General features: G+C 65.5%; 12 protein-coding genes. 3 read left to right on the top strand and 9 right to left on the bottom strand.

Annotated features, from left to right (window positions below; translation table 11 throughout):
- Nucleotides 1-10: 10 nt before the first annotated feature.
- From glgB to ASE50_RS11650, 9 genes are all read right to left on the bottom strand, one after another.
- Nucleotides 11-2,161 (bottom strand): 1,4-alpha-glucan branching protein GlgB, encoded by a 2,151-nt coding sequence (glgB, locus tag ASE50_RS11690; protein ID WP_056400435.1) that lies wholly within the window; start codon nucleotides 2,159-2,161, stop codon nucleotides 11-13.
- Nucleotides 2,158-4,587 (bottom strand): glycogen/starch/alpha-glucan phosphorylase, encoded by a 2,430-nt coding sequence (locus tag ASE50_RS11685; RefSeq protein WP_056400432.1) that lies wholly within the window; start codon nucleotides 4,585-4,587, stop codon nucleotides 2,158-2,160. Before ASE50_RS11685 ends, glgB begins: the two co-directional genes overlap by 4 nt.
- A gap of 264 nt (nucleotides 4,588-4,851) precedes the next feature.
- Complete coding sequence (locus ASE50_RS11680; RefSeq protein ID WP_056400429.1) at nucleotides 4,852-5,463, bottom strand: LutC/YkgG family protein; 612 nt, start codon at nucleotides 5,461-5,463, stop codon at nucleotides 4,852-4,854.
- On the bottom strand, nucleotides 5,460-6,854 hold the full coding sequence (locus ASE50_RS11675; RefSeq protein WP_056400426.1) for a lactate utilization protein B: 1,395 nt from the start codon (nucleotides 6,852-6,854) through the stop codon (nucleotides 5,460-5,462). Before ASE50_RS11675 ends, ASE50_RS11680 begins: the two co-directional genes overlap by 4 nt.
- Entirely contained in the window at nucleotides 6,851-7,606 is a 756-nt protein-coding gene (locus tag ASE50_RS11670) for a (Fe-S)-binding protein (protein ID WP_056400423.1), read from the bottom strand. Before ASE50_RS11670 ends, ASE50_RS11675 begins: the two co-directional genes overlap by 4 nt.
- Nucleotides 7,603-8,550, bottom strand: a complete 948-nt coding sequence (locus ASE50_RS11665; protein WP_056400416.1) for an alpha/beta hydrolase — start codon at nucleotides 8,548-8,550, stop codon at nucleotides 7,603-7,605. Before ASE50_RS11665 ends, ASE50_RS11670 begins: the two co-directional genes overlap by 4 nt.
- Before the next feature lie 107 nt (nucleotides 8,551-8,657).
- A complete protein-coding gene (locus ASE50_RS11660) occupies nucleotides 8,658-9,404 on the bottom strand; it encodes a rhamnogalacturonan acetylesterase (protein WP_156347430.1) in 747 nt (248 codons plus the stop codon).
- A gap of 95 nt (nucleotides 9,405-9,499) precedes the next feature.
- The gene (locus ASE50_RS11655; RefSeq protein WP_056400409.1) at nucleotides 9,500-10,264 is read right to left on the bottom strand and encodes an SDR family NAD(P)-dependent oxidoreductase; all 765 of its coding nucleotides are present in this window, start codon (nucleotides 10,262-10,264) and stop codon (nucleotides 9,500-9,502) included.
- A 14-nt stretch (nucleotides 10,265-10,278) separates the two neighbouring features.
- Nucleotides 10,279-11,133, bottom strand: coding sequence for an IclR family transcriptional regulator (locus ASE50_RS11650; protein WP_082438981.1), 855 nt, complete (start codon nucleotides 11,131-11,133; stop codon nucleotides 10,279-10,281).
- Between the two features lie 198 nt (nucleotides 11,134-11,331).
- Between ASE50_RS11650 and rhmD the strand changes: the two genes are divergently transcribed.
- From rhmD to ASE50_RS11635, 3 genes are read left to right on the top strand one after another with little or no spacing between them, the layout of a single operon-like run.
- Nucleotides 11,332-12,522: an L-rhamnonate dehydratase gene (gene rhmD, locus ASE50_RS11645; RefSeq protein ID WP_200909524.1), complete on the top strand. Its 1,191-nt coding sequence runs from the start codon at nucleotides 11,332-11,334 to the stop codon at nucleotides 12,520-12,522.
- Nucleotides 12,523-12,534: 12 nt separating this feature from the next.
- Nucleotides 12,535-13,389 carry a fumarylacetoacetate hydrolase family protein gene (locus tag ASE50_RS11640; protein ID WP_056400404.1) on the top strand — a complete coding sequence of 285 codons (855 nt, stop codon included), beginning with the start codon at nucleotides 12,535-12,537 and terminating at the stop codon, nucleotides 13,387-13,389.
- Entirely contained in the window at nucleotides 13,386-14,126 is a 741-nt protein-coding gene (locus ASE50_RS11635; RefSeq protein WP_056400401.1) for an SDR family NAD(P)-dependent oxidoreductase, read from the top strand. Before ASE50_RS11640 ends, ASE50_RS11635 begins: the two co-directional genes overlap by 4 nt.
- The last annotated feature ends 3 nt before the right edge of the window (nucleotides 14,127-14,129 follow it).

Here is a 14,129-nt window from a genome sequence, read left to right as displayed (position 1 = left end):
CTCTCCCAGATTATTTTTCGTTTTCGAACCAGAGTGTCGCCAGCGGGGGCAGGGTCAGTGTCACCATCCCGTCCGTTGCTTCGACGACGCCCATATTGCCCATGCCGCCGCCGCCATATTCAGCGGCGTCGCTGTTCAGCATCTCCCGCCAGCGCCCGCCCTGCGACACCGGCACGCGATAGCCTTCGCGCGGGATCGGGGTGAGGTTGCTGACGACCAGTACCGTCGCTTCGGCCGGTGCCCGCCGCTCCCAGGCGAATACCGAATTGGCGGCATCGTCGACCACCGCCCAGGCGAACCCGTCGCCTTCGCAATCGCGGGCGTGCAGGGCCGGCGTTTCGCGATACAGCCGGTTCAGGTCGCGGACCAGCGATGCCACGCCGCGATGGGCGGGCGCGTCCATCAATTCCCAATCGAGCGCGCGTTCCTCGGACCATTCGCGGCGCTGCGCGAATTCCTGCCCCATGAACAGCAGCTTCTTGCCGGGATATCCCCACATCAGCGCATAATAGGCACGTAGATTGGCGAATTTCTGCCAGTCGTCGCCGGCCATCTTGGTCAGCAGCGATCCCTTGCCATGGACCACCTCGTCATGGCTGAGCGGCAGGACGAAATTCTCGCTGAACGCGTAGGTCAGGCCGAAGGTGATTTCATTATGGTGATGCGACCGATGCACCGGCTCGCGCGCCATATAGGCGAGCGTGTCGTGCATGAAGCCCATATTCCATTTGAACCCGAAGCCCAGCCCGCCTTCGTGCGCCGGCTTCGACACGCCGGGCCATGACGTCGATTCCTCGGCAACGGTGAAGAAGCCGGGATGGTCGCGATAGACCGCACGGTTGGTGGCGCGCAGAAACTCGACCGCCTCCCAGTTTTCCCGTCCGCCGGCGTCGTTGGGAATCCACTCGCCGTCTTTCCGCGAATAGTCGCGGTACAGCATCGACGCGACCGCATCCACGCGCAGCCCGTCGACATGATAGCGCTCGGCCCAGAACAACGCATTGTTCACCAGGAATTGAGAGACTTCGCGGCGGCCGAAATTATAGATGGCCGTGTTCCAGTCGGGGTGGAAGCCCAGCCGCGGATCATCATGTTCGTACAGCGCGGTACCGTCGAACCGCGCCAATCCGTGCGCATCGGTCGGGAAGTGCGCGGGAACCCAGTCGAGCAGCACGCCGATACCGGCCTTGTGGGCACCATCGACGAAGCGCGCGAACCCCACTGCATCGCCGAACCGCGCCGACGGGGCATAGAGACCGGTCGTCTGATATCCCCACGACGGGTCGTAGGGATGCTCGCTGATTGGCAGGAACTCGATATGGGTAAAGCCCATCTCGACGATATAGGGGATCAGTCGATCGGCCAGCTGATCCCATGGCAGGAACCAGCCATCGTCGTCGCGCTGCCAGCTGCCGGCATGGACTTCGTAGATCGAGATCGGCACGCGGCGCGGATCGACCGATGCCCAATGCGCACGGTGCGCGCCGTCGCGCCAGTCGTGATCGAGCGGTGCTGCCGTCAGCGATGCCGTCGCCGGGCGCAATTCGCTGGCAAAGGCGAAGGGATCGGCCTTGTGCGGCAACCGCTGACCGTCCGCGCCGATGATCGCGAATTTATACGCCTGACCCGGTCCGACATCGGGAAGGAAGATTTCCCAGACGCCGACATCGCTTCGCCGCCGCATCGGATGGCGCTTGGCATCCCAATGGTTCCAGTCGCCGACGACGCTGACGACCTGCGCATTCGGGGCCCATACCGCGAAGTGCATGCCTTCGGCACCTTCATGCCGGATCGGATGCGCGCCGAGCTTGTCGTGCAGCCGCAGGTGCGTACCTTCGGCGATCAGGAAATCGTCGGTCGGCCCCAGCACCGGCCCGAACGAATAAGGGTCCTTGACCCACCATTCACCGGCACCGCCGCGCGCATAATAGAGCATCGGCTGGGGCGGGCCGTTGATCGTCCCCTCGACGATTCCGTCGCCGACCGGCCGCAATTCGCCGAGCAACTTGCCCGACAGGTCGTGCGCCAGCACCTTCTGCGCATTCGGCAACCATGCGCGTACGAACGTGCCCTCCGGCCCGGCGTGCGGCCCCAGCAGCGCGAAAGGATCGGCGTGACGCCCCGCGAGCAGCGCCGCGACGGCGTCGGCCGGCGGCCTCACATCACGTTCCAGATATCACGCGCATATTCGCTGATCGTTCGGTCGGACGAGAACCAGCCGACCCCGCCGACATTGCGGATCGCGCTGGCGTTCCAGCCGGCCCGGTCCGCCCAGCGCGCATCGACGTCGCGCTGTGCCTGCGCATAGCTGTCGAAATCGGCACAGCACAGGAACCAGTCGCTATTCTCCAGCCCTTCGATCAGCCCGGCATAGCGGCCCGGATCGTCATGGCTGAAGACCCCGCTCTTGATCGCCGACAGCGCCTGTTGCAACTCGCGCGAGGCGGCGATCGCCTCGCGCGGGTCATAGCCATTGGCTCGCTTCTCGGCGACCTGATCGGCGGTCAGGCCGAAGATGATGATATCGTCCGCGCCGACATGGTCGCGGATTTCGACATTGGCCCCGTCCAGCGTGCCGATGGTCAGCGCGCCGTTCAGCGCCAGCTTCATGTTGCCGGTGCCCGACGCTTCCATGCCGGCGGTGCTGATCTGTTCGGACAGGTCGGCGGCAGGCATGATGAGTTCGGCGAGCGAGACATTGTAATTCGGCACGAACGCCACGCGCAGCAGCCCGCGCACCGCCGGATCGGCGTTGACCCGGCGCGCAACGTCATTGGCCAGTTTGATGATGAGCTTGGCGTTATGATAGCTCGACGCCGCCTTGCCCGCGAACAGCTTCACGCGGGGCGTCCAGTCCTTGTCCGGCTGGCTGCGGATCTGGTCGTACAGCGCCACCGTTTCGAGGATATTGAGCAACTGGCGCTTATATTCGTGGATGCGCTTCACCTGCACGTCGAACATCGCGTCGGGATCGAGGCGGACGCCCATCACCTCGCGCAGATGCTGCGACAGCCGCACCTTGTTGGCGCGCTTCACTTGCTCGAACCTTTCGCGGAACGCTGCATCGGCGGCGAAGGGTTTCAGGTCGGCCAGCCTGGTCGCATCGTCGAGGAAGGCGTCGCCGATCGCCTCCTGGATCAGCGCCGTCTGCCCCGGATTGCTTTCGAACAGCCAGCGGCGCGGGGTGATGCCGTTGGTCTTGTTGTTGATCCGGTCGGGATACAGGCGGTGCAGGTCGGCGAACACCGTCTGCTTCATCAGGTCGGTGTGCAGCGCGGCGACGCCGTTGACGCTATGGCTGCCGGTAAAGGCGAGGTTGGCCATTCGCACCCGCCGTTCGCCGCCTTCGTCGATCAGGCTGATCGCGGAGATCGCACGGTCGTCCTGCCCCTGCGTCCGCGCCTCGCGAAGCACCTTCGCATTGATCGCATAGACGATCTGCATGTGCCTCGGCAGCAGCCGTTCGAACAGCGGGAGCGGCCAGCTTTCGAGCGCCTCGGGCAGCAGCGTGTGGTTGGTATAGCCGAACGTCGCCTTGGTAATCTCCCACGCGCCGTCGAAATCGAGCGCATGATCGTCGATCAGGATGCGCATCAACTCGGCGACCGACACCGCCGGATGGGTGTCGTTCAGCTGGATCGCCGCCTTGTCCGGCAGGGTGCGGATGTCGCCGAAATACTGGACGTGGCGACGGACGATGTCCTGGATCGATGCCGAGGAGAAGAAATATTCCTGCCGCAGCCGCAATTCCTGTCCGGCCGGGGTCGAATCCGCCGGATACAGGACGCGGACCAGCGTATCGGCCCGCACCGAAGCGGCCAGCGCGCCTTCGTGATCGCCGGCGTTGAACCGGTCGAGCCGGATCGGATCGCGCGCCCGCGCGGTCCACAGCCGCAACGTGTTGACCCGCGCCCCGCGCCAGCCGATCACCGGGGTGTCGACCGCCACCGCCTCGACGCTCTCGCTCGGCATCCAGTGAATGTCGCCATTCTCGTCGCCGACGACTTCACCGCCAAAACCGATGCGATAATTGCTCTCGCGCCGTTCGAACTCCCATGGATTGCCGTGACGAAGCCACGTTTCGGGCAGCTCGATCTGCCAGCCATTGTCGATCCGCTGGCGGAACATGCCGTTCACATAGCGGATGCCATAGCCATAGGCAGGCAGGTCGAGGCTGGCGAGGCTTTCCATGAAGCATGCCGCCAGCCGGCCGAGGCCACCATTGCCGAGGGCGGCATCGGGTTCCTCACCCTCCAGATCGGACAAGTTGACGCCCAGCGACGCCAGCGCCTCGCGCACCTCGTCGGTCCGCGACAGATTGGCGATCGCATCGCGCAGCAACCGCCCGATCAGGAATTCGAGGCTGAGATAATAGACTTTTTTCGCCCCGGCGGCATGGGCTTCCTTGCTCGACGCCATCCAGCGTTCGATGATGTCGTTGCGCACGGTCAGGATCGTCGCTGCCAGCCAGTCATGCGGCAGCGCGGCCTGCGCATCCTTGCCGATGCGATGGACCAGCGTTTCGAGGATCGCGTCGGCGAGCGGCGGGGACGTAGGGGAAACGGCGGAGAGGGCAGGCTGAGTCACGCAGGTTCCTCTGAACAGGGTCGGAACGACAGTATCGATTGTCGAACGCTTGTCACGCGCAATACGTATGCGTGCGATGCGTCGTTCCGGTTACCATCGGGTGAGCGCGCGATTAATGCCGGGTGACTCTGTCGGGCGGCCGTTTCCATCTTCCTGCGAACCTCGTCGAGAACGGGTCGCTCGGGGCAACCCCCTTCTCGACTTCGGTTCTCGACAGGCTCGAACCTCCGCTCGAACCAAACGGGAAAGAGGGAATTGTCGCTTTCAGCCAATCAGTACGACATGCAAAAACCGCGGCCCATGCGCCCCGCGGACATATTGCCCTTCGATGTCGGTCGTCCCCGACACCCCGGTCACCCAGTAATGCGCCCGGTGCCCCGCCAGATCGGCTGGAATATCCTCCAGCGTCGCGATCATGTCCGCTTGCGCCAGCACGACGATATGATGGAGCGTCAGAAAGTTCGGCAACATCGGGGCCTGCGGTCCGGTCTCGAACACCAGCGACCCGCTCTCCGCCACTCCCGCCTTCGCCACCGCCAGCGCAGCGACCTGATCGGGGGCGGCTTGGTGATCGATCCGAAAACCGCGCCAATCGAGCGCGGCGACGTGCGGATCGGGCGGGAGATAGAGCGCGGCGGGTAGTGCCTGCGCCGCCAGATAGCGCCGAACAGCATCGGGCAGGGCATCGGCAGCATCGATCCGGTCGAACGTCGCCGACACGCTCGGCCCCGCCAGCCGTGCCACGAAGCGTTCGACGAGCGAACCGCCGGGCTCGGGGGGGCGCTCGCTCCCCGCCACCAGCGCCGCCGCCTGTACGGCCAGATCAAGCGGCACCGGTGCGCGCAGCTTGCCGAGGATCGCGTCGCGCGCGCTCATCGCCGTCGCCCCCTGGCATATTGCGCCATGAAGGTACCGCCTTCGGGCGCAGGCATGTCGCGATACTTGGTCCACGCGGCGGCGAAGGGCAAGCGGGTGATCCAGCCCTGTCGCGCCAGGACCCGCATCGCGCGCACCGCCGCGCCGCTCGCCAAGCGATACAGCCGCGGCCGCAGCACCGCCCGCCGCCAGATGCCGAGGCCCTGCCGCATCGACACCGGCTCCAGCCCCTCGCGCCAGCTCTTCTCGCGCCACCCGCGCAACAGCGTGGGGAGGGGGATCTTGACCGGGCAGACCTCCTGACACCGCCCGTTCATCGTGCAGGCATGGGCCAGATCGCGATTGGCCGACAATCCGTCGAGCGCCGGGGTCAGCACCGCCCCCATCGGCCCCGGATAGGTACCGCCATAGGCGTGGCCGCCGACCTGCCGGAATACCACGCAATGGTTCATACATGCACCACAGCGGATACAGCGCAGCATCTCCTTCAACGCCGCATCGGCGGCCATCGCACTGCGGCCGTTGTCGACCAGCACGATGTGCATCTCCTCCGGCCCGTCGCGATCACCAGCGCGTTTCGGCCCGGTATAGAAGGTCGTATATTGGGTCAGCGCCGCGCCGGTCGCCGATCGCGCCAGCATCCGGAGCATATGGATGGCATGGGGCAGTGCCGGCACGATCTTTTCGATCCCCGCCGTCACGATATGCACGCGTGGGGGCACGATCGACAATTCGGCATTGCCTTCGTTGGTGACGGTGCAAACACTGCCACTGTCGGCGATCAGGAAGTTCGCGCCCGATATGCCGACATCGGCCCCCAGCATCCCGGCGCGCAGATGCCGCCGCGCGCTTTCGGCCATCGCCGCGATCGTTTCCTCGACATGCGGGTCGCGATGCTTCGCGCGGAACAGCGCCGACACCTGCTCGCGGGTCTTGTGCATCGCCGGCCACACGATGTGCGATGGCCGCTCGCCCGCCAGCTGGATGATGTGTTCGGCCAGATCGGTCTCGATCCGCTCGATCCCGGCCTCGGCCAGCGCATGGGGCAGGCCGATTTCCTCCCCCAGCATCGATTTGGAGCGCGCGACCGACTTTGCCCCGGCCTTGCGGCACAGATCGATGACGATCGTCGCGGCCTCGTCGGCGGTGCGCGCCCAATGGACCTGCGCGCCCGCGGCAATCGCGTTACCCTCGAACATCTCCAGATAATGGCCGAGATGGGCGATCACATGATCCTTGATCGCCGCCGCCCGGGTCCGGGCTTCCTCGAATGCCGGAAACGCCTCGACCGCCGCCGCCCGCTTCGTCTCTGCGGTGCCGGCGGTGCGCTCGACCGCGACCTTCAGCACCGGATCGGCCAGTGCCAGTTCGACGCGTCGGCCAAAGCTCATGCGGGCTCGCCGATCGCCGGACCGTCGCCCATGCCGGCGAGGATTTCGACGGCATGGAATGCCCGGACGCTACTGCCGCGCCGGTGCAGCTTGCCCGCCATGTTCATCAGGCACCCCAGATCGCCCGCCAGCAGCAGTGCCGCGCCGCTGTCCTCGATCGCCTGCGCCTTTTCCTCGACCACCGCGTTCGAGATCGCCGGATATTTGACGCAGAACGTACCGCCGAACCCGCAGCAGGTCTCGGCCCCCTTGAGCGGCCGCTGGTCGAGCCCAGCGACCGCCGACAGCAGCGTTCGCGGCTGGCGCTTGATGCCCAGTTCGCGCAGGCCCGAACAACTATCGTGATAGGCGGAGGTCGTCGACAGGCCGACCCCGTCGGGCCGCCACCCTTGCGCGTCGAGGAACGACAGGATTTCGTGGGTCTTGGCAGCCAGAGCCTCGGCCCGCCCCAGCCATGCCGGATCGTCGGCGAACAATTCGGGATAATGGACCTTGATCGTCCCGCTGCATGATCCGCTCGGCACGACGATCGTGTCATAGGGTTCGAGGCACCGGATCGTCGCCTTCGCGATCGCCACCGCCCCGTCGCGGTCGCCCGAATTGAGCGCAGGCTGCCCGCAACAGGTCTGGCCCGGCGGCACGATCACCTCGAACCCTGCCTCCTCCAGCACCTTCAGGCTGGCAAAGCCGATCGCCGGCCGCATCGCATCGACCAGACAGGTGACGAACAGTGCGACCGAAGACCTGCTCATAAGCCGTGCCGTTTCGCGAAGGCGAAGAACAGGTTCGTCCACGGGGCCGGCTGGCCATCCAGCATTACGCCGAAACCGTGGCCGCCGACCTCCGGCAGATACGCTTCGGCGGGCCGCTTCGCCCGCCGCAGCGACGCCAGCAGTGCGAGGCCGTTGTCGACGCTCACCACCCGGTCATCGATCGCATGGGCGATGAAGGTCGGCGGGCTGGCCGGGTTGATCCGGGCATCGGTCCGCGCGCGCAACGCCTTCTCCGGCGTCGGCTTCTCGCCGAGCAACTGATCCTGCGACCCCTTGTGCGCGCCCGGCACCCCCATCAGCGCCACCGGATATAGCAGCCCGGCCACGCGGACGCCCAGCGGTTGTGCATCGGCGGCATCGACCGGACGATAGGTTTCGTCGCTGCGATAGGCCAGCATCGCTGCCAGATGCCCTCCCGCCGAAAAGCCCATTACCCCGATCCGGTCGGTCGCGACGCCAGTGGCCTTCGCCTCGGCCTTGATGAGCCTGAGCGCGCGTTGCGCATCCTGCAGCGGTGCATCCGGGCCGGCCGTCCACGGATCGCCGGGCAGGCGGTATTTGAGCAGATAGGCGTGATAGCCGCGATCCGCGAAGAATTGCAGCAGCGCCCGCCCGCCATTGCCGATCGCGACGCGCAGATAACCGCCGCCGGGGATCAGCAGGATCGCCGCGCCATTGGGCTTGGCGGGCGCGATATGCGCCATGGTCGGGGTGCGGACGTGCAGGAACGCAGTGTCGTCCTTCGGCCCGGTCGGGGAACGGGGAATTTCCTGTTCCGGCTCGGTTACCTTCTCTCCGCCCGGTGCCACACCGGGCCAGATCGGTTCGAAGGTGAGGGGGGCGGACCCCGGTTGGCCGAAGGCGGGGAGCGCCGTGGCGATGCCGAGTGCCGCGCTCAGACCTAGCAGGGTTCGGCGCGCCACACCCGAAGCGTATCCCCGCGCAGGCGGGGATCCAGGGTTGCAGGCACCGGACGGCAGTGGCCGGGGCTCTGGATCCCCGCCTGCGCGGGGATACGGATCGGCTTGGATCACCGGCATCCCATCGTCCCCAACGGCGTCGTCCGCGTCAGGTCGGGGCGAACCTTCGCAACCTTCGCCGCGACCGGCAGTCCCGTCCGCGTCAGATCGGCGGCGATCAGTTCAGCCACGCCGCGCGCACCCAGTTCGCTGAAATGCGTGTCGTCGGCGATGCCGTCCTTGAACCCCGGATACCGTCCGGCGGGATAGTGGAGGAACAGCGCTTTCGATCCCTCGACACCCTTGGCATCGACCCAGCCACGCGAAGATGCTTCGAGGTCGATCAACTGCGTTCCCGTCGTCGCGGCGATGTCGCGTACCACCGCCGACCATGCGGCGAAATCGGCTTTGCTCTTGCCATCCGGTCCGAACGATCGGCGGGTCACCGGCGTGATGAGGATCGGCGTCGCGCCATGCCCCTTCGTCTCCCACACCATCCGCAACAGATTGTCGCGGTACAGCGTCGCGGCCGGGGCATAGCGTTCGGGCTTGTTCTGGCTCGCGTCGTTATGGCCGAACTGGATCAGCACGACGTCGCCCGGCTTGATATCGGCCATGATCTTGTCCCACCGCCCCTCGGCGATGAAGCTCTTGGTCGATCGCCCGCCCATCGCCCGGTTCTCGACCTGCACGTCGCCGGTCAGACCGCACGGCAGCATCTGCCCCCAGCCGGTCTGCGGATAGCGATCCTGCTTATAGGTCTGCGCGGTCGAATCGCCGGCGATGAAGATCGTCTCGGCGGGCAGTTGCGCACCCATCAATATCCCCGCGCAGGCGGGGATCCAGAGCCGCAGGCGACGGCGCTTGCTGCCCTGGACTCCCGCCTTCGCGGGAGTACGCTTCGGTGCGGACCTCATTGCAGGTTCACGAACATGCCGCCATCGACCAGCAACGCCGCGCCGGTGACATAGGCCGCCATGTCCGACGCGAGGAACACGATCGGCCCGACCATATCCTCAGGCTGACCCAACCGGCCCAGCGGCACGCGGCTTTCCATATATTTGCGCTTCCCCTCATCGGCGAGGTCGTCCTTGTTGATCTCGGTCAGGATCGTCCCCGGCAGCACCGAGTTGCAGCGGATGCCGTACCGCCCCAGCGCGATCGCGGTCGACTGCATCAGCGAATGCACGCCTGCCTTGGTCGGGGTATAATGCGTCTGATATTCGCCGCCGACCAGTGCCGAGATCGACGACACGGCGATGATCGCCCCGCCATCGCCCTGTTCGACCATCGCCTTCGCCGCCGCCTGACACATATAATAGGCACCGTGCAGGTTGACCCGCAGCGTTCGCTCCAGCGTGTCCGCCGGCATCTCCAGAAAGCTGTGGAACGGGCAGATGCCGGCGTTCGACACCATCACGTCGACCCGCCCGAACGCGGCCACGGCCTTCGCCACGAAGTCGGTCGCGGTCGCCGCCTCGGCGACGTCGCCCTTGATGGCGAGGCCACGCTGCCCGGTCGCCTCGATAGCGGCGATGCAGGCGTCGGCATCGTCGTCGCGGCTGTGATAGTTGATGACGACGTTCGCGCCATGCTGCGCCGCGCCGATCGCTGCCGCCCGGCCGATGCCCGTCGACGCACCGGTGACCAATACCGTCTTGCCTTCCAACAGCTTCATCTCAGTCCTCGTCCTTATCGCTTGCGACGCTTTTGCAGCGCCTGTGTATCGGGTGACCAGCCGAGATCGCGGCTGATCCGTGCGGCGGTGCCGCGCACGTCGGCGCTCAGCGTCGCCATGCGGGCGTCGTCCATATATTGCGCCGCGCTCGACACGCTGATCGCGCCGACGATCCGGCCCGACGCATCGCGCACCGGTGCCGCGACGCAGCGGATCAGGTCCTCGTTTTCCTCGAGATCGTACGCATGGCCGCTGGCGACATAGCCGCGCATCCGCTCCATCCACACGTCGAAGTCGGGACGTCGCGTACCCGGCGGATGCTCGGCCTCGAAAATCTCGATCCAGCGCGCCTCCGAATCATCGAGCAGCAACGCCTTGCCCAGACCGGTCGACGACAGCGGCTGTCGGTCACCGATCCGGCTGGAGATATCGACGCGGCGACGCCCCGGAATCTTGTCGAGATACAGCGCCAGATCGCTGTCGAGCCGCCCGAAATGGACCGTATCCTCGGTCTGCGCCGCCAACTCCTCGATCCGGGGGCGGGCGATCTGCACGATGTCGGCCTGACCCTGCGCCAGGAAGCCGAGCTGCAACAGCTTCGGCCCCAGCAGATACCCTTCACGCGGCAGGAAGGTCAGAAAACCACGATCGATCAACGCGTTGGCGAGCCGGTGCGTCGTCGATCGCGTCAGCCCCATGCGCTGCGACAATTCGGCCAGCTTGACCGGCCCGTCGATGACCTGATCGAGCAGGTCGAGTCCGCGCAACAGCGTCTGACTGCCCTGCGCCTTGCCGCTACCCTTGGTCTCGGGCTCGGTTCCGCCATCCGACGCGATCGGCGATTCTTCGTTTGACGGTTTATGTCTCATCTAGTAGCACTCTATCCCATAAAGTGAGAAAGTAAACCAGTCGGAGCGGATGTTCGCGGGTTTTCCCGCTACGGGGTTTTGCAACATTTCAGACCGCATGGCGCAGGCGGCATACCACATGATGGTACGCGGGCGCGTGTGGATTTCGGGTTCAGTCGGCGGCGGACCATGGCCGCGCGCGTAACGAAGGTGGTGGCAATGAAGGCGGCGCTTCCCAGGATCAAACATGTCCGTGCGTTTACCGTACGCGGCGGCGGGGCGGACTATCACGACCAGCAAGGCTATCACTGGATCGACGATCACATCGCGACGCCGATGAGCCGCTATCCCGAATATCGCCAGTCGCGGCAGAGCTTCGGCATCAACGTGCTCGGCACGCTGATCGTCGAGATCGAGGCGGAGGACGGCACGATCGGTTTCGCGGTGACGACCGGCGGCGAACCGGCCTGCTTCATCGTCGAGCGGCATCTGGCCCGCTTCCTCGAAGGGCGCTCGCCGACCGAGTATGAGAAAATCTGGGACCAGATGTATTTCTCGACCCAATATTACGGGCGCAAGGGGTTGGTGGTGAACGCCATTTCGGGCGTCGACCTCGCGTTGTGGGACCTGCTCGGCAAGCTTCGCGACGAACCCGTCTATCAGATGCTGGGCGGTGCTGTGCGCGACGAACTGCAATTCTACGCCACCGGCGCGCGGCCCGATCTCGCGAAGGACTTGGGCTTCATCGGCGGCAAGATGCCGTTGCACCATGGTCCCGCCGAGGGCGTCGAGGGGTTGAAGAAGAATATCGCCGAACTGGCCGAGATGCGCTCGCGCGTCGGCCCCGACTTCTGGCTGATGTGGGATTGCTGGATGGCGCTCGACGTCGACTATGCGACCCGGCTGGCCCATGCCGCGCACGACCACGGCCTGAAATGGATCGAGGAAGCGATCAGCCCCGACGATTATTGGGGCTATGCCGAACTGAAGCGCAACGTGCCGCGCGGGATGCTGGTCACCACCGGCGAGCATGAGGCGACCCGCTGGGGCTTCCGGATGCTGCTGGAGATGGACTGCTGCGACATCATCCAGCCCGATGTCGGCTGGTGCGGCGGAGTCACCGAACTGCTCAAGATTTCGGCACTGGCCGATGCGCGCGGCAAGCTGGTCGTGCCGCACGGCTCGTCGGTCTACAGCTACCATTTCGTGGTCACCCGCCACAATTCGCCCTTCGCCGAATATCTGATGATGGCACCGGAAGCCGATCATGTGCAGCCGATGTTCCATCCGCAGTTGATCGGCGAGCCTATTCCTGAAAACGGACGGATGCGGACTTCGCGGCTCGATGCCCCCGGTTTCGGGGTCGAGCTGAACCGCGACCTGACCATGCACCGTCCCTTCGAACACTGAGAGAACGAGACCATGAAATTCTGCCGCTACGGAACCCAGGGTGACGAGAAGCCCGGCATCGTCGATGCGAACGGCCAGATCCGCGACCTGTCGGGCGTGGTCGACGACATCACCGTCGCCAGCATCGTCGGCCTGAACGTCGATATCGACAGCCTGCCCGTCGTCGACGGCACGCCGCGCTATGGCGTCCCGGTCAAGGGCGTCGGCAAGATCGTCGCGATCGGCTTGAACTATGCCGACCATGCCGCCGAATCGAACCTGCCGGTGCCGGCCGAACCGATGATGTTCATGAAGGCGCTGTCGTCGCTGACCGGGCCGAACGACGAGGTCATGATCCCCAAGGATTCGACCCACACCGATTGGGAAGTCGAACTGGCGGTCGTGATCGGCAAGACCGCGCGCTATGTTTCGAAGGAAGACGCGCTTTCGCACGTCGCCGGCTTTGCGATCGCGAACGACGTGTCGGAACGCTTCAACCAGAAGCAGCGCGGCAGCCAGTGGTCGAAGGGCAAGGGCCATGACACCTTCTGTCCGGTCGGCCCCTGGCTGGTGACGCCCGACGAGGTGGGCGATCACCAGGATCTCGACATGTTTCTCGACGTGAATGGCGAGCGGATGCAGACCGGCAATACGAAGACGATGATCTTCGACGTCGCCGAACTGATCTCGTACGTCAGCGAATATATCACGCTCTATCCGGGCGACGTGATGATCACCGGCACGCCGCCGGGTGTTGGCGAGGGCAAGAAGCCGAACGCCATCTATCTGAAGGCGGGCGACACGATGAAGCTGGGCATCGCCGGTCTTGGCGAACAGAACCAGCAGGTCGTCGAATGGCGCAACCTTGGCGATGCGGTGCTCGGATGACCTATTCGGGGCGGTTCGCCGGACGCAGCGCGATCATCACCGGTGGCGCATCGGGCCTCGGCCTGGCGGTCGCCGAACGTATCGTCGCAGAGGGCGGGCAGGTATCGGTGTGGGACATGAACCCCGCGCTGGAGGAAACCTGTCGGCGTGTCGGTCTGCACGGCGTCCGCCTCGACGTATCTGACGCGGCGGCGGTCGCCGCCGCTGCGTCGGACAGCGTGGCCGCGCTGGGCAAGGTCGATATCCTGATCTGTTCGGCCGGCATCACCGGTGCGACCGTGCCGGTGCATGAATTCCCGATCGACAACTGGTTGCAGGTCGTGAACGTCAACCTGAACGGCCTGTTCTATTGCAACCGCGCCGTCGTGCCGCACCTGCTGGCGAACGGATTTGGCCGGATCGTCAACGTCGCCTCGGTCGCGGGCAAGGAAGGCAACCCCAATGCCAGCGCCTATTCGGCGACCAAGGCAGGCGTGATCGGCTTCACCAAGTCGCTCGGCAAGGAACTGGCCGGCAAGGGCGTGATCGCCAACGCGCTGACCCCCGCCACGTTCGAAAGCCCGATCCTTGCACAATTGCCGCAGAGCCAGGTCGATTACATGCGCTCGAAAATCCCGATGGGACGGCTGGGCGAGGTCGACGAAAGCGCGGCGATGGTGTGTTTCATGGCCAGCGAGGAATGCAGCTTCACCACCGGGTCGGTGTTCGACACGTCGGGCGGGCGGACGACGTATTAATGT

Source organism: Sphingomonas sp. Leaf5 (genome assembly GCF_001421155.1).
Classification (GTDB): Bacteria; Pseudomonadota; Alphaproteobacteria; order Sphingomonadales; family Sphingomonadaceae; genus Sphingomonas.
The sequence above is the reverse complement of the archived record's forward strand: the minus strand, read 5'-3'. Positions and strand labels throughout refer to the sequence as shown.

Coding starts and splice junctions, on each gene's coding strand:
- ASE50_RS11680 (WP_056400429.1), bottom strand. CDS start 5,463: ATGAGCGCGCGCGACGCGATCCTCGGCAAGCTGCGCGCACCGGTGCCG.
- ASE50_RS11675 (WP_056400426.1), bottom strand. CDS start 6,854: ATGAGCTTTGGCCGACGCGTCGAACTGGCACTGGCCGATCCGGTGCTG.
- ASE50_RS11670 (WP_056400423.1), bottom strand. CDS start 7,606: ATGAGCAGGTCTTCGGTCGCACTGTTCGTCACCTGTCTGGTCGATGCG.
- ASE50_RS11660 (WP_156347430.1), bottom strand. CDS start 9,404: ATGGGTGCGCAACTGCCCGCCGAGACGATCTTCATCGCCGGCGATTCG.
- ASE50_RS11655 (WP_056400409.1), bottom strand. CDS start 10,264: ATGAAGCTGTTGGAAGGCAAGACGGTATTGGTCACCGGTGCGTCGACG.
- ASE50_RS11650 (WP_082438981.1), bottom strand. CDS start 11,133: ATGAGACATAAACCGTCAAACGAAGAATCGCCGATCGCGTCGGATGGC.
- rhmD (WP_200909524.1), top strand. CDS start 11,332: ATGAAGGCGGCGCTTCCCAGGATCAAACATGTCCGTGCGTTTACCGTA.
- ASE50_RS11640 (WP_056400404.1), top strand. CDS start 12,535: ATGAAATTCTGCCGCTACGGAACCCAGGGTGACGAGAAGCCCGGCATC.
- ASE50_RS11635 (WP_056400401.1), top strand. CDS start 13,386: ATGACCTATTCGGGGCGGTTCGCCGGACGCAGCGCGATCATCACCGGT.